Origin of the sequence: Shewanella sp. Isolate7 (assembly GCF_022398425.1) — a bacterium.
In the GTDB taxonomy this organism is placed as follows: Bacteria; Pseudomonadota; Gammaproteobacteria; order Enterobacterales; family Shewanellaceae; genus Shewanella.
The window spans coordinates 36441-52663 of record NZ_JAKEVJ010000012.1 but is presented as its reverse complement, the minus strand read 5'-3'; the positions used below and the strand labels follow the sequence as shown (position 1 = coordinate 52663).

The 16223-nt window shown below is 54.5% G+C and carries 11 protein-coding genes; 4 read left to right on the top strand and 7 right to left on the bottom strand.

The genetic code is table 11. The annotated features are described in order from the left end of the window. Positions 1 to 83: 83 nt before the first annotated feature. Positions 84 to 1721 (bottom strand): alkaline phosphatase, encoded by a 1638-nt coding sequence (locus L1D47_RS04480; RefSeq protein WP_239882735.1) that lies wholly within the window; start codon positions 1719 to 1721, stop codon positions 84 to 86. A 14-nt stretch (positions 1722 to 1735) separates the two neighbouring features. Beyond that, positions 1736 to 3232, bottom strand: a complete 1497-nt coding sequence (locus L1D47_RS04475) for an alkaline phosphatase (protein WP_041510558.1) — start codon at positions 3230 to 3232, stop codon at positions 1736 to 1738. A gap of 283 nt (positions 3233 to 3515) precedes the next feature. Here L1D47_RS04475 and L1D47_RS04470 point away from each other — a divergent pair, with 283 nt between their 5' ends. Next, on the top strand, positions 3516 to 3884 hold the full coding sequence (locus tag L1D47_RS04470; RefSeq protein WP_239882734.1) for a hotdog domain-containing protein: 369 nt from the start codon (positions 3516 to 3518) through the stop codon (positions 3882 to 3884). A 104-nt stretch (positions 3885 to 3988) separates the two neighbouring features. Here L1D47_RS04470 and L1D47_RS04465 read toward each other — a convergent pair whose 3' ends face one another. From L1D47_RS04465 to L1D47_RS04455, 3 genes are all read right to left on the bottom strand, one after another. Further along, positions 3989 to 4195: a hypothetical protein gene (locus L1D47_RS04465; RefSeq protein WP_041510450.1), complete on the bottom strand. Its 207-nt coding sequence runs from the start codon at positions 4193 to 4195 to the stop codon at positions 3989 to 3991. A gap of 74 nt (positions 4196 to 4269) precedes the next feature. After that, positions 4270 to 5571 carry an NAD(P)/FAD-dependent oxidoreductase gene (locus tag L1D47_RS04460; RefSeq protein WP_239882733.1) on the bottom strand — a complete coding sequence of 434 codons (1302 nt, stop codon included), beginning with the start codon at positions 5569 to 5571 and terminating at the stop codon, positions 4270 to 4272. Between the two features lie 326 nt (positions 5572 to 5897). After that, entirely contained in the window at positions 5898 to 6263 is a 366-nt protein-coding gene (locus L1D47_RS04455) for a hypothetical protein (protein WP_041510452.1), read from the bottom strand. 465 nt (positions 6264 to 6728) lie between these two features. Between L1D47_RS04455 and L1D47_RS04450 the strand changes: the two genes are divergently transcribed. Continuing rightward, positions 6729 to 7886, top strand: coding sequence for an efflux RND transporter periplasmic adaptor subunit (locus tag L1D47_RS04450; protein WP_239882732.1), 1158 nt, complete (start codon positions 6729 to 6731; stop codon positions 7884 to 7886). 12 nt (positions 7887 to 7898) lie between these two features. Further along, a complete protein-coding gene (locus L1D47_RS04445) occupies positions 7899 to 11021 on the top strand; it encodes a multidrug efflux RND transporter permease subunit (protein ID WP_239882731.1) in 3123 nt (1040 codons plus the stop codon). Positions 11022 to 11099: 78 nt separating this feature from the next. On the opposite strand, the gene L1D47_RS04440 is transcribed toward L1D47_RS04445, so the two are convergent. Continuing rightward, positions 11100 to 11309 (bottom strand): cold-shock protein, encoded by a 210-nt coding sequence (locus L1D47_RS04440; RefSeq protein ID WP_239882730.1) that lies wholly within the window; start codon positions 11307 to 11309, stop codon positions 11100 to 11102. 860 nt (positions 11310 to 12169) lie between these two features. Beyond that, complete coding sequence (gene yiaY, locus L1D47_RS04435) at positions 12170 to 13318, bottom strand: L-threonine dehydrogenase (protein WP_239882729.1); 1149 nt, start codon at positions 13316 to 13318, stop codon at positions 12170 to 12172. A 514-nt stretch (positions 13319 to 13832) separates the two neighbouring features. On the opposite strand from yiaY, the gene malQ reads away from it, so the two are divergent. After that, positions 13833 to 16088, top strand: a complete 2256-nt coding sequence (gene malQ / locus L1D47_RS04430; RefSeq protein ID WP_239882728.1) for a 4-alpha-glucanotransferase — start codon at positions 13833 to 13835, stop codon at positions 16086 to 16088. The last annotated feature ends 135 nt before the right edge of the window (positions 16089 to 16223 follow it).

The window sequence follows — 16223 nt, the reverse complement described above, 5'->3', positions numbered from 1 at the left end:
TCTCTTAAAACTAAATAAGCAGCCTGACACCCTGCCTGAAGCTAGGAGGCAGACAAGGGTATCAGGCTGCGGGTCGCTGCGCCTTATTGCGCCGCGGCCGCTTCTGCCTTGCTGGCCAGGTCACCGGCAAAGTTCATCACATGGAAGATGTGATTCTGCTCGACCGTACCTTCAATCAGGCTGGCACCCGGGCCACGGGCGAAGATGGCAACGTCTTCACCGGCGTGGGTTTCGCTTCCCAGTGGTACCAGGGCTTCCTGGTGGAAACCGGCGCTCTGGGTGTCGATGTAGTTCAGGTCGACACGGCCAGGCTCGGCGGCGTAGTTGTAACGCTCATCGCCGCCGGTTTCCAGCGAGCCAAAGCCCAGACCGTTGGCATAGCCAACAGTGGTGTATGGCATGCCGTTGGCATCGGTAGAGTTGGTCACTGATGGCTGACCGTTTGAGTCGTTGCTCTTCACTAGACCCAGGATTGGGTTACCACGGGTTGGATAACCTGCGATGGTGAACACATGGCTGTGGTCGGCCGTGACCATGAGCAGGGTATCGTTAGCCGAGGTCTTCTCCATGGCCACACGTACCGCCTCTGACAGGGCGATAGTGTCGTGCAGGGCACGGGCCGCGTTACCGGCATGGTGAGCGTGGTCGATACGACCCGCTTCGACGATCAGCACGAAGCCTTTGTCGTTCTTGCTGAGGATGTCGATACTCTTAGCCGTCATTTCGGCCAGTGAAGGCTCGCCTTCGACGCCATCTTCGACTCTGTCATAGTCATATTCCATGTGAGACGAGTTGAATAGACCCAGAGCGTGCTCTGTGGTGTTGGTGTCCATGGCCAGGAAGCTGTCACGGTCGGTGACATAGGCGGCGTTAGGATACTGCACCATCCACTCGGCGGTCAGGTCGCGACCATCTGCACGCTTACCCGATTTGCCCTCAGGATCCACTGTGGTGTTAGGGATGAAGGCGCGGCGACCGCCACCCATGACCACGTTGATCCCCTTGCCGTCGTTGAAGTCCAGCATCTGAGCGGCGATATCTTTACAGCCGTTGGCAACGGCTTCGGCCGGTAGGTTGCTGTCAGCTTCCCAGTTACGCTCTGGCACATGGGCATAGGTTGCCGCAGGCGTGGCGTGCGTAATACGGGCGGTAGAGACTACGCCGGTAGACATGCCCGCCATAGCGGCCAGTTCCAATGATGTCACCAGGTCCTGGCCTGTGGTCGATGAACACACGCCGCGCTCGACGCCTTCGGCCTGTGAGATCACGCCAACGTCTGTTTTCACACCTGTGACCATGGCGGTCATGGTGCCGGCAGAGTCTGGGGTTTGGCCGTCGACGTTATAGGTCTTAGCCAGGCCCAGATGCGGCAAGGTCTCGAAAGCGAGAGAGTTCTCTTCACCAGTTTGGCCCTTGAGCTGACCGTCTAAGATGCGCGCCGCCGTTACCGTGGATACGCCCATGCCGTCGCCGACGAATAGTATGATGTTCTTGGCGGCGCCTGCCTCGTTGTTCTTGCTCATGCCCGCGGCCTTGGTGACGCGGTTCTGACCGTCGATATACCACTGGTTGACGCCAGTCCAGTCTTTACCGTTAGTGCCGTTGCTACCGTCGGTACCTGGCGTGCCGGCTACGCCATCTTTGCCGTTGTCACCGTCGCTACCACAAGCCGCTAGGCCGAGAATGGCTGCTACAGACAGTACAAGTAGTTTCTTATTCATTTTGCTGCTCCCAATTAATACTTAGTACCGCCAAGCGCTTGGGCTTGGTTGATGATGTGGAAAATGACGTTCTGTTCCATCACGCCCTGTACCAGGTTTGCGCCTGGGCCGGTGGCGTGCAGGCTGATATCTTCACCTGCGTGTGTCTCGCTACCCATAGGGATAAGAGACTGCTGCATGAAGTCTTTGTCTTGGGTATCGACTGAAGATAGGTCGTCACGATTACCCACAACGGCGCCAGGACCATTGGTGTAACCTAGGGTGGTGTATGGCTTACCATCCAAGGCGGTCGAAACGCTGCCGTCTACGCCATGTACCAGACCAAGGATTGGGTTACCACGCTTTGGATAACCCGCGATGGTGAACACGTGGCTGTGGTCGGCGGTAACCAGGATAAGTGTCTCTTCCGGGTCGGTGTTTTCTACCGCGGCCTTGACGGCGTTAGATAGCTCGACGGCATCAGCCAGGGCGCGCTTGGCGTTGCCCGCGTGGTGACCGTGGTCGATACGACCCGACTCGACGATCAGTAGGTAGCCGTTGTCGTTCTTCTTCAGCATCTCGATAGATTTCGCTGTCATCTCGGTCAGCGAAGGCTCGCCGCCCACATCATCGGCGCGATCGGCCTCATATTCCATGTGAGATGAGTTAAACAGGCCCAGCAGGTGGTCTGTGGCGGCAACATCGATAGCGTCGAACTCTTCGCTGTTCCACACATAGGCGGCGTTGTCGAAGTTCTCGACCCAAGCCTTGGTCAGATCCAGGCCATCCTTACGCTTACCCTTCTTGTTCTCACCGTCGGTCACGGTTTCAGGGATGAAGGCGCGGCGACCGCCACCCAGGGCGACCGTTAGGGCGTTGTCCTTGTCACGCATCACCATCTGATAGGCGATATCTTTACACTCGTTAGCAACCGCCTCGGCTGGCAGGTTGCTGTCTGCTTCCCAATTACGCTCAGGGCTGTTGGCATAGGTAGCCGCCGGCGTGGCGTGGGTGATACGGGCGGTAGAAACTACGCCGGTCGACAGGCCTTTGGCATTAGCCAGATCCACTAGGGTGACCAGCTCATTGCCTTTAGATGACAGGCAGTTGCCACGCAGTGATTGCTCAGAGACTGAGAGTACACCAGCCTTAGACTTAACACCTGTGGCGATGGCTGTCATGGTGCCGGCGCTATCTGGGGTCTGCTGGTTAGTGTTGTAGGTCTTGACTAGGGCGGTATGATCGAACTTCTCGAAGCTTAGGAAGTTCTCTTCACCACCCTGGTTGCCGGCCAGCTGCTGGCCCTGGTAGATACGCGCGGCGGTCAGGGTAGAGATCCCCATGCCATCGCCCACAAATAGAATGACGTTTTTGGCCTTTGCTTTGGTTTCTAGTGTGGCCTTGTTTGACACCCGCTCGGCACTTTCCTTATACCAATGGCTGTCTGTCTGAACGCTGGGTAACACGGCGCTGTTGGCGGCCATGGTTACTAGGCTGCAAGAGATCAACGCAGCTAATCTTTTTATCATCATCACTTTCATCATCCGTATTGGGTTGAAGTAAATTGTTCGCTATTTGAGATAAAGCGGCCTGATTGTCAGGTATCCAGATGACAGAATTGGTGAATTAAGATTGCAGTTATATGAAGCTAAGAAGTCGAAACCCTTTTTATGTCTGAGTTAACTTGGTGCACGGGGCACTAAATTAGTGAGTTTCGTGTTGATGACTTGTTTTTAATTGTCTGTTTTATATTGATTTATTTTGTTGGTCTGTTTCTTGTAACGCTTTCGTCTGAGTCTATCAGGGAGAGCACAAATGAAATATTACAGTCGACGCTTTATTAAACCCGAACATTTAAATCCGGCTAATGCATTGTTTGGCGGGCAGCTTTTAAGTTGGATAGATGAGGAGGCGGCCATCTTCGCGGCCTGTCAGATGAACAGCCAAAGCATAGTCACCAAGATCATCTCGGAAAGCAACTTCATGACGCCGGCGCGTCAGGGGGATGTGATCGAATTTGGCCTAGCGCTGATCAGCGCCGGGGTCAGTTCCATCACTGTCTGCTGTGAGGTGCGCAACAAGGTGACCCGGCTCCCCGTGGTGACCATAGATAAGATGATCTTCGTTAACGTGGATGAAAACGGTCTGCCTAAGCCCCATGGGATGAGGGCTAATGCTGCTTAATAGTGCTGCTGGCTGAGCTAGAGAATAAAAAAGAGGGCGGACATGCCCTCTTTATCTTTAGCTCAAGGCCACTATGGCTCAAGACCACTATGGCCCATGCCAATTTAATTTTCTTTGCTGAGATCTTCTTTAACCGATTTAACCGCGTCGCGCGAAGCGTGACCAATAGCCTTGGTAGTGTCTCGGGTGGCGTGGCCGATATCTGTGGTCACTTCCTTGGTGGTGCTACCTATGGTGCGACCGGCTTCTTTAAGATCGGCGCAGGCGCTGAGGGCGCCAAGGATCATAACCGCGCTAATAATTTTTTTCATAATGATCTCATGTTGACGAAAGTTGTCACATTTTAACCCGTTAGTCCGGTAAGCGAAAGCCTCCACCCTAGCCCCTAGTGCAGTTTGAGGTGAGGGTGGATGATACGGCTGATCCCCTTGGCGAACATCAGCAGGCTGCCCTTAAAGATCCCATGGAGTTCAATCAGATGGCGCCGGTAGAGCGAGGTATAGACGAACCTGGCTATCTTGCCCTCGACCAGGACACCGCCACCTATGAAGGACATCAGGTTACCCACGGTATGGAACTTGGACAGGTTCACCAGGGAGCCGAGATCTTTGTAGAGATACTCCTTGCTGGGCGCCTGGCCGGCTAACATCAGGCCTATGTTGTCGGCCGTCATCAGTGCCATCTGCCGCGCTGACTGCCCCCTGGGCGGCACCCAGGAACCATCGGGTTGCGGGCAGGCGGCGCAGTCGCCGATGGCGAAGATGTGAGGATCCCGGGTGGTCTGCATGTTGGGCTTAACCATCACCTGGTTGATCTGATTGCTCTCTAGCCCACCAATCTCACGCATAAAGTCGGGGGCTTTTACGCCGGTCGACCAGATGGTCATGTCGCTGGCGATGATCTGCCCATCTGTGGTGTGCAGGGCATTCTCATCGACCCTATCGATGCGGGTGCCTGTCATCACCCTGACGCCTATCTGATTGAGCTGGGTCGTCACCGCCTGGGAGATCTCCTGCTTCTCTACCTTAGGTAAAATGCGTGAGTCTGCCTCAACAAGGGTCACCTCCAGCAGGCTGGTGTCTATCTTGTAGCCAAAGCCACTGAGCTGCTCGACCGCGTGATGCATCTCGGCCGACATCTCGACGCCGGTCGCGCCCGCGCCGACGACGGCTATCTTGATCTTGTCGTCCAGCTGGTGGTGGCTGGCATAGCGCATGAACTTGTTCAGCAGCATGGTACGGATCTGCATCGCCTGCTGTGTGTTGTCGAGAAACACGCAGTGCTCCCTGACGCCGGGGATGTTGAAGTCGTTGGCGATACTGCCGATGGCCAACACTAGATAGTCGTAGTCTATGCGGCGGGCGGGCAGGAGTTCGTTGTCCTTGTCGTCTAAGATGGGGGCCAGGATCACCTGCTTATGTTCTCGGTCGATATCTGTCATCGCCCCCTGCTGAAAATGGTAACCGTGGGCGGCGGCATGGCTGCGATAGCTGATGGCGTCTATGCCGATATCCAGTGCCCCAGTGGCGACCTCATGGAGCAGGGGTTTCCAGATGTGGCTGTCGGCGCAGTCGATAAGGGTGATCTTGGCCTTGCCCTTACGTCCCAGTTTACGACCTAACTTGGTCGCTATTTCCATTCCACCTGCACCACCGCCGACGATGACGATATTGGCCACTGCACCCATGAGGCTATTGCTCCTATATTCTGCTTAAGTTGATGATTGGCTGGCATTGTTCTGCCAGCAGAATTGTCTCGGTTGGAGAGAAGTGTAAGCTTGAGCCGATATTTTGACAATTAGCCTAAGTTGGCGAAGTTAAGTGGGTGAAATAGGTGGTTTCTGCCTTTAACTATTTGTTTTGTATTTTGTTGTGATTTGGCTTTTTGTGGTTTAAGTCGGCGTGCATCACATTTTAGCGCGTCGCAAATGTGAACTAGATTGTTTTGTGAGCAGAAAAATGTGAACCAGATCGGGTGGCGATCTGGCTCCTTTAGCTGTGGTTGAGTCGGCGACTAGGCGAGTTTGGCGAGTCGCTGACGATAGTCATCGATCAGGTGCGTCATGATCTCCTGCACCGAGCTGTCTTTGGTGGCATCGTCCATAAAGATCTTAAAGGTGACCAAGATATGACCATCATTTTTCAGCCGGTCACTCTGCATCGAGAAGTAGGCGCTCTCGCCATCGGCTTCCCTGACGATAAAGCCGTCATGTTCGAAGATGCGGTGGCCGGATCTGTCGTGCCACTTGGTGATGCGATTCAGGCCAATTTCGCATGACTGATTGAATTCGATATGGTTTTGCCAGGTGGTTGGGTGGGCGGGATCCTTAATATGCGGGCATCTGACTGTATAGTTATAGACATGAGAAATGGCTGTCATAAATTACCTTCCTGATTATGGATACAAGGGCCATCATAGGCACTGCATTTCTTTAGGGTCAACAACTATTCGCCTGGTTTGTACCGATTTAGTCGGCCATGGGAGAAGACCCTTAACCTGTTGTAGCACGATAAGAACGGCCATAACCTTGTGCTGTGTCTCATTTTTACGCCCATTTTGCCATCTGCTTAATAAAGCATCAGCTAATAGACAAGTTGCGGACGTTCAGGTGGGGCTAGTTAACATTTACCCTTAGCAAATCTCACTGCTCGCTGGCGATTACGCAAGTTGAAAAATATAGAAAATGCCAAATGAGTCAGATAATTGCCCTTGCTATTCCTGGTGAAAGTATTAGCTTGTTACTAACATGATAAGCAGTTGTAAATGACGCTGCCGTCATTCACATCTATCTGCCGTCTGATCAAAGTTATCCATGAATTGTCGCTTGGCGCTATGGAGGCCCAAATGCTTGGTAGAAACACCTCAATTCTCTCTCGACTCACCCTATTTAGCGCGGCCTTAATGCTGCTGGCCTGTGGCAAGGCGCCGGCTCCCGGGCCAGCCATGATGCCCAGCGTCGTGGTTAATACCGCTCAGGTAAAGGAGATCCGCGCCAAGACGGAGATCGTCGGCCGTACCCGGGCATCGGAAGATGTGGTGATCAAGTCGCAGATACAGGGCCAGCTGTTAAAGCGTAATTTTGTCGAGGGTGACGATATCGAGGCGGGCGCGCTGCTGTTTGAGATCGATCCCTCCACCTTCGAAGCCGAGCTGGCGCAGCAACAGGCGGTGCTCAAGCAGGCCATCGCCTCGCGGGATGTGGCGGTGATGAACTGGGAGCGTGGTCGTCGCCTGTTACCCGACGGCATGATAAGCGCCCAGGATATGGATGAACTCACCAGTCGCAAGTTGACCACGGCCGCCGGGGTGGTACAGGCCGAGGCTGCGGTCAAGGCCGCCGAACTGCAGCTGAGTTATACCAAGGTTTATGCGCCCATCTCGGGCCGTATCAGTGGTGCCAAGGTGAGCCAGGGGGATATCATCACGCCTCAGTCTGAGCTCGCCAGCCTGGTACAGCTACAGCCCATGTGGGTCAATTTCCAGGTTGCCGAGAAGACCATCATCTCCGCTAAACAGAATTTTGCCAAGGCCGCCAAACATGATGTGGAGCTCTCGGATATTTTGATCCGTTTGCGTCTGCCCAACGGCACCATGTTTGACGAGACAGGCTATATCGACTTTATCAGCAACCGGGTCGACGCCGCCACCGGTACATTGGAGCTTAGAGCCACCTTCAAGAATGAGAGTAAGCTGATGCTGCCCGGCCTGTTTGTCACCCTGGTGATCGAGTCGCCCGTCAGCGAGCAGGCTATCTTGATCCCTCAGGCCGCGGTGCAGGAAGATCAGCAGGGGCGCTTCGTCATGGTGGTCGACACGGAGAACAAGGTACAGAAGCGGGTGGTCGAGCTGGGGGACAGATTCGGTGTCGACTGGCGCGTGCTCAGTGGCCTCGATGAGGGGGAGCGTATCGTGGTGGATGGTCTGCAGAAGATCCGTCCGGGTATCGAGGTAAAGGCAGTCGAGCAGCAGGCGGTGCCTTTCCAAGAAGCTAACGATGCCTAATCGGGGGTCATTATGATCAGTGAATTTTTTATTCATAGGCCGAAATTTGCCTTCGTCATCTCGACCGTACTGACCCTGGTGGGCTTGATCTCCATCCCCATTTTGTCGGTGGCCGAATTTCCCGAAATTGCACCGCCTCAGGTGAGCGTCAGCACCAGCTACTCGGGGGCCAGTGCCGATATCGTCAAGGACACCATAGCCCAGCCGATCGAGGCTGAGGTCAACGGTGTAGAGGGCATGCTCTACATGCAGTCCAAGAGCGCCAACGACGGTAGCTACTCCCTCAACGTCACCTTCGATGTGGGCACAGACGCCGACATGGCTCAGGTGAAGGTGCAAAACCGGGTGCAGCAGGCGATGCCCAGGCTGCCCGAGGAGGTTAAACGCCAGGGGGTCAAGGTCGAAAAGCAGAGCCCTAACATCCTCATGGTGGTTAACCTGGTTTCCCCCAATGAGACCTTCGATTCCCTGTTTATTACCAACTATGCCGGCCTGAATGTGAAAGATGCCCTGGCGCGGCAGAATGGGGTCTCTAAGGTGCAGGTGATCGGTGCGCTGGATTACGCCATACGTATCTGGCTCGATCCCAACCAGATGGCAAGCTTCGGCGTGACGGCTAACGATGTCATTGCCGCCTTGAGAGAGCAGAATATTCAGGTGGCCGCCGGACGTATCGGCGCGGCGCCGGTGCAGCCGGATCAGCAGTTTCAATATACCCTGCAGACCAAGGGGCGCCTGAAGGATCCCGAGGAGTTTGGTCGGGTGATGATCCGCGCCAATTCCGATGGCTCTAAGGTGATCGTCTCGGATGTCGCCAGGGTTGAGCTGGGCTCCCAGACCTATGATGCCCAGGGTAAGTTGAACAACAAGCCGTCGGCCATCATCTCCATCTATCAGGCGCCGGACGCCAATGCGTTGGAGGTCGCCAAGGCGGTCAAGGCTGAGATGGAAAACCTCGCCAGCCGCTTCCCGGACGATCTCGAATATAAGGTGCTCTATGACACCACGGAATTTGTCGAGACCTCTATAACCGAGGTGGTGCAGACCCTGTTTATCTCCATCGCCCTGGTGGTGTTTGTGGTCTACATCTTCCTGCAGGATGCGCGCTCGACCTTAGTGCCGGGGATCGCCATTCCCGTCTCCCTGATAGGTACCTTTGCCTTCTTGCTGCTGTTTGGCATGAGCATCAATACCGTCTCCATGTTCGCCCTGATCCTTGCTATCGGTATCGTGGTGGATGACGCCATCGTGGTGGTGGAGAATGTCACCCGCCTGATGGAAGACGAAGGCTTGTCGCCTACCGAGGCGACCTCTAAGGCGATGAAAGAGGTGACTGGGCCCGTTATCGCCACCACCCTAGTGCTGCTGGCGGTGTTCGCGCCCACGGCGGTGATGCCGGGGATCACGGGGCAGATGTATGCCCAGTTCTCAGTGACCATCTGTATCTCTGTGCTCATCTCCTCGGTCAATGCCTTGACCCTGAGCCCGGCGCTTTGTGCCTCCTTGTTGAAGCCGCCCAAGAGGCATACCAAGGGGTTCCACTATCTGTTTAACACCTATTTCGAGCGCTTTACCGGTCGTTACATGAAGCTGGTCTCCTCCCTGGTGCGTAAGTTGGTGCTGGTGGGCATAGCCTATGCCTGTCTTATCGGCGCCACTGGTGGCATTGCCAAGATACTGCCGTCAGGTTTCGTGCCCATGGAGGATAAGAAGGCCTTCATGGTGGATATTCAGCTGCCCGATGGTGCCTCGCTCAACCGTACCGAAGAGGTGATGCGGGATCTGGTTAAGCTCACCCTGGAAGAGCCTGGGGTAGAGAATGTCATCCATGCCAGCGGCTTCAGTATTCTGACCGGCTCAGTCTCCTCCAATGGTGGCCTGATGATCGTGACCCTGTCGACCTGGGATGAGCGCGATTCGCCCGACATGGTGGAGGCGGCTATCGTCGCCAAGTTGCAGGCAAAGTATGCCGCCAACCCGTCGGTGAAGGCGATGGCCTTCTCCCTGCCGCCTATTCCTGGCGTGGGCAGCGTCGGCGGTTTCGAGTTTGTGCTGCAAGACACCCAGGGGCGTTCGCCCCAGGAGCTCGCCTCTGTGATGCGCGCCTTGATCATGAAGGCCAACGAACAGACGGAAATCGCCATGGCATTTAGTAATTTCCGTGCCGATGTGCCGCAGATGTATGTGGATGTGGACAGAGACAAGGCCAAGGCCCTGGGGATCTCGCTAAACGAGATCTTCTCCACCATGCAGACCATGCTAGGCTCCATGTATGTCAACGATTTCAACCGCTTCGGTAAGGTGTTTAGGGTAATACTCCAGGCCGAAGGGGAGTTTCGTAATTCCGACAAGGATATCGCCAGCTTCTATGTGCGCTCCGCCAGTGGCGAGATGGTGCCCCTGAGCACCTTGGTCAAGGTGACGCCGATTCTAGGGCCCGATGTGATGAACAGCTATAACATGTTCAGCTCGACCACCATCAACGGCTTCCCGGCGCCAGGCTTTAGCTCGGGCGATGCCATCGCCGCCATGGAGCGGGCGGCGGATGAGACACTGCCGGCGGGCTATAAATTTGAATGGACGGGGCAGACCTATCAGGAGATCAAGGCCGGTAACCTAGCGCCGTTGATTTTCGGTCTGGCATTGATCTTTACCTATCTCTTCCTGGTAGCCCAGTATGAGAGTTGGAGCATTCCCTTTGCGGTGATGTTGGCGGTGCCAATCGCCATCCTGGGGGCCTTCCTCAACATACTATTGGTGGGGAGTGAGCTCAATCTCTATGCTCAGATAGGCCTGGTGCTGCTGATCGGTTTGGCCTGTAAGAACGCCATCTTGATCGTCGAGTTCGCCAAGCAACTCAGGGAGGAGGGCAAGAGCATACTGGAGGCGGCTGAAACCGCCGCGCGTCTGCGTTTTCGCGCCGTGCTGATGACCGCCTTCTCCTTCCTGCTAGGGGTATTGCCGTTGGTGATTGCCACAGGCGCCGGCGCCGGTAGTCGTCGCGCCCTGGGTTATTCCGTCTTCGGCGGCATGATGGCGGCGACTTTGGTGGGTACCCTGTTAGTGCCTGTGTTTTACGTCATCATGCAGAAGCTGCGTGAACGAATGAAGGGTGAAGACACGACGAGCCAATAGTTAAAACTTGAGCTAAACCTTAAAATCTGGGCACAAAAAAGGCGACTTGAAGTCGCCTTTTTTTATCGAACCGTTCGATTAAGCCGGAACTACGTTCGTAGCTTGCAAGCCTTTTTGACCTTGCTCAACATCGAAGGTGACCTTTTGGCCTTCGGCTAAGGTCTTGTATCCGTCAGATACGATAGCGCGGAAATGCACGAACACATCAGCGCCGCCATTTGCCTGCTCGATGAAACCAAAACCTTTATCTTCGTTAAACCACTTAACGGTACCAGTTGTATTAGACATATTTGTCCCTTATTCAATTCATTTAAAAAATCCGCGACGTTGCGGTATGCCGAGCCGTTGAATTATTGAGTATTACGATGAAGCTAAGGGAAAACTGAGGACAAAAATGGTGAAGATTTGACTAAGGTTTTGACTTTTACTTGATACTTTAAACTAATAACCCTGAACAACAGAGCACGACTAAGATAGCACACTTTAGCCATTTACCTAGGGTTTATTTTCGCCATCATGGAGGATACCTGTTGTGCAAAATTTATATGGCAGTGCTTTCATGGGCTTATGGTAATAAAAAAAGTTACTGCCTCTCGGGTACTTTCGGTCTCTCTTTGTTATTTGTTGTGGCTGAGTGATAGTGCGGAATATCCGGGAGAAGAAAAAGGCTCGCCGGCAATAGTTGCCGACGAGCTTTTTAGCTAGCTGAATCTTTGCAGGGAAAAAGCGAGCTGACACCATTTTATAACACATGTATCCGAAGGGACTAGTCCAAAAGTGTGACGCGAAAAGAGTATTTAGCTATTAGTGCTGGATTTTTATGATAAAAAATTCGAAAAGCTGGGTGTTTCATTGCTGGATGAGTGATTTTGTTTGTATCTTGGCCGTTTTCCGAGGCATTGACTCGGGAAGCTTGATACAAGTGCCCTCGCTCGAGTGGGGGGAAGTTTCAAGCAGCCAGTACACCTGATACAAAGAGCTGGCTGATAAAAAGCTGTGAGGGCTTAAGGAGTTGCTTGAGTCGAGCGATGACAATACACGATCACCACCTTCACGGGAGGTGGATTAAGATTGCCATTAAAAAGGCCCACCAGAGGTGGGCCTTTGGGAATTTCTACTTGCAGGGAGAAATTCGAGACTAGGCTAGCCTATAGCGCGTTGGTAAAGATCTGACAGATCTCTTCGTGCGTCGCCTGTTTAGGGTTAGTCAGGCCACAGGCATCTTTCAATGCGTTGTCAGCCAGCGTTGGAATATCTTCTGCCTTAACGCCCAGTGTGGTGAGGTTTTCAGGGATCTTCACCGCAACAGACAGCGCCTTGATTGCTTCGATGGCGGCGTTTGCACCTTGCTCATCTGTCATTGTGCTGACATCGACACCCATCGCCTTGGCAACATCTTTTAGACGCGGCGCAGCAACCTGTGCGTTGTAGGCCTGAACGTGCGGCAGCAGCAGGGCGTTACAGACGCCGTGTGGCAGGTCGTAGAAACCGCCTAGCTGGTGCGCCATGGCATGAACATAACCCAGGCTTGCGTTGTTGAAGGCCATACCCGCCAGGAACTGGGCGTAAGCCATCTGGTCGCGTGCCTCAAGGCTCTGACCATTCTCAACCGCTTCGACCAGATTACCTTTGATAAGCTCGATCGCCTTGATGGCACAAGCATCGGTAATAGGGTTAGCCGCGATAGAAACATAGGCCTCGACCGCGTGTGTCAGTGCGTCCATACCGGTTGCCGCAGTCAGACCGGCAGGCTTGAGCAGCATCAGCTCAGGGTCGTTAACCGACAGGATAGGCGTAGTGTGTTTGTCCACGATCGCCATCTTGATGTGGCGAGCCTCGTCTGTGATGATGCAGAAGCGGGTCATCTCACTGGCGGTACCGGCAGTGGTGTTGATGGCGACTAATGGAAGCTGTGGCTTAGCCGACATATCCAGACCTTCATAGTCCTTGATGCTACCGCCGTTAGTGGCAACCAGGGCGATACCCTTGGCGCAGTCGTGTGGCGAGCCGCCACCCAGTGATACCACGAAGTCACAGTCGTTTGCCTTGAGCAGTTCGAGGCCCGCTTCCACGTTACCCACTGTTGGATTGGGTTGCACGCCGTCAAACACGGTCGATGTGATGCCCGCCGCGCCAAACTTCTCGACGATCTGACCAACCAGACCAATCTCGACCAGTGGCTTGTCGGTGACGATCAGCGCACGCTGAAAGCCTAAGGTTTTAATATCGCCAATTGTGTCGTCAACAGCATTTTGTCCTAATACGTTGACTGATGGGATAAAAAATTTAGCAGCCATAAAATCACCTTTTTTATGCTTAAAGTTAAAAGTTGTTATCTTTTCTGGTAACTAAAGTACCAATGCGGTTATCGCAAAGGTGTGACCTGCCTCATAAATAGCATCTATCCAGTCGAAAGCATGGCAAAAACTTAGATCAATACGACTAAATTTGTAAATTTATGACAAATACGAAATTTGACTGATTTTCAATTTCGAAAATCTATCACGGCGACTTTCATCATCTGAAACTCACTCAGATAAGCCAAACCACCCGATCATCATCTGTTTGATTTTTGTGCATCGCTTTAGGTCGGTTGCACAATATTTGTGCGACGTCCAATCTTTACTGCGGCCGCTCGGTCTGGCTTGCTCCCTGGCCAGGCCTTAATCGTAAAGTCTTAAGTGGCTAATTATTATAGATAAATAGAGTTCATCTGATTGACATAAATCTGTCGTCAAGCTGTTACCTGTGCTTGGCATGTTTACTGCTCAAGGAATTAGGGCTGTTTGACTGACTGGCAGGGACAGGGCGATGGGCTTAGAGAAGGGCTTAGAAAAGTTACTCTATTTGCAGGGCGTAGGTGCCAGCTATAGCGACTACTCGGGCCGCATGGTGCACCACAGTCAGGCCGAGCGCCTCGGCATACTGGCCTGCCTGCTGGCTAATTGTACCCAGCCTGAATTTAACCTAGATGATCTCAGCCCAGATGCTTTTGTCGCCGCCAACGGTGAGGCGATTGCAGAGCGCAACTTCGACCTCGACGCCGCGCCCTGGCAACGACCGCTCGCGGCGTTTCAATTTGCCTGCCTGACGGCGCCAAGCTTTATATTATCTCTGCCCTGCGAGATGCAGCGCGTTCTTAGGGTGCGTATCGTCACCGAGGGCGGCGCCCAGTTCGAGATGACTATCCCCTTCTCGGCGCTGGAGCGGGTCGGCGACTACTATGACGAGCCGCATCTCTATTACCGTTACCGGGTTTCGGTCGCGCCTTATCTGGCACAGGGGCAATCTCTGCCCATGGGCTATCACAAGTTGTGGGTTGGCTTTAGCAAAGGCACGGGCGAGGCCAACACCAACGCAAACATGCAAGCCAAGGTTATCGACTGGCAAGCCGAGGGGCATCAGGGGATCTGGCTACTGGCACCGCCCAAGGCCAAGCAGCTGCGGGAGACGGATAAACCCTGGGGAGTGAGCATCGCCCTCTATAGCCTGCGCAGCGACAGCCAGTGGGGGATAGGGGACTTTGGCGATCTGAGGGCGTTGATCGCCTGGTTGGCTGGCTATGGCTGTGACTTCATTCAGCTCAATCCGCTCCATGCCCTGGGTGCCCCCTTTAATCAGGAAGAGGGCTATATCAGCCCCTATAGCACGAGCGACAGACGCCGGCTGAATCCCCTCTATATACACATCGAGCAGGTAGCAGAAGCCGAAGAGATAGCGCCGCTGCGGCAAACACTCGCACTGGAACGCGAGCGGCTAAATCGCGACAACTGGCTCGATTATCCCAAGTTGACCCGGCTCAAGTATCGTCTCTTTACCGCCCTTTATCAGGTGTTTAGTCGTGATGTGCTGGGCAGCGGTGGGGCGCGGGAGCAGGCCTTCTTGCGGTTTGTCGCCCAGGAGGGTGAGGCGCTGAGCCGTTTTTGCCAGTTCGAGGCCGATAAGGCCGCGGCCCAGGGAGAAGCGCTGGCCGCCGATCCCCAGTTGCATCAGTACCTGCAGTTTGTCGCCCATGAGCAGCTGCTTGATTGTCAGCATAGGGCGCTCGCGGCGGGCATGAGCATAGGCCTTATCGGCGACATGGCGGTGGGCGTGCGCGGCGATGGCGCCGAAGTCCACCACAATCAAGGCAGCTACTGCCAGAATGCCAACATAGGTGCGCCGCCCGATGACTTTGCACCAAAGGGGCAAAACTGGGGGTTGACGCCACCGGATCCCATCGCCATGGCCCAGTCGGGGTTTAGCCATTTCATCGGCCTGATTCGCAGCAACATGCGTTACTACGGTGCGCTGAGACTCGACCATGTGATGGCGCTGCTGCGTCTGTGGTGGTGGCCGAGTGAACCCGAAAATGCGTCCGGGGCTTATGTCTACTACCCCATAGACACTCTGCTGGCGATCGTGCGCCTGGAGAGTATGCGCGGTAACTGTGTAGTGATCGGCGAAGATCTCGGCATAGTGCCGGACGAGGTGCGCGCCAAACTCAGCGACGGCGGCATCTATGCCAACGAACTCTTCTATTTCTGTAAACAGGGCGAAGCCTTCAAGCCACCAAAGGAGCACAGGCGCGACAGCCTGATGATGCTGGCCAACCACGACGTGCCGACGCTGCTGGCCTGGTGGAGTCAAAGCGATCTGCATCTCAAGCGCCAGCTCGGGCTCATCGACAGCGATGCGGCGTTGGAGCAAGCCCTCGAGCGGCGCGACGGCGAGCGCCAGCAGCTACTGGCCTGGCTCGAGGCCAACGGCGAAGCGGGCTCGCTGGAGGACGATTATCTGCAGCTGCTCAGTGGCTGGGTGGCGGTGGCGGCGCGCTCCAATTCACGCCTCTTTAGCGTTCAACTGGCGGATCTCTGCTGCGAGCGACACGGGGTCAATATCCCCGGGACCTGGCAGGAATACGCCAACTGGCAGCGACGACTGCCCTATAGCCTGACCAGCCTGAGACAGTCGCCATCGATCAAACGCCTGCTGCGACGCGTCGTCGAGGGGCGCAGCTCGGCCGAGGCCAGCGACCAATATTGCCGGGCAGGCGATTGCCATCGTCAGCCTATTTTTAGTCGATAACAGACCTATGACACAGACAAGCAAAGGGATAACCAGATGACTAAGCCTAAATCAGTGACTGTACCTAAAGCAGTGATTGCACCTACTCCACTGATTGCACCAAGCGAAATTGAGGCTCTGCTGGCTGCCGACTAT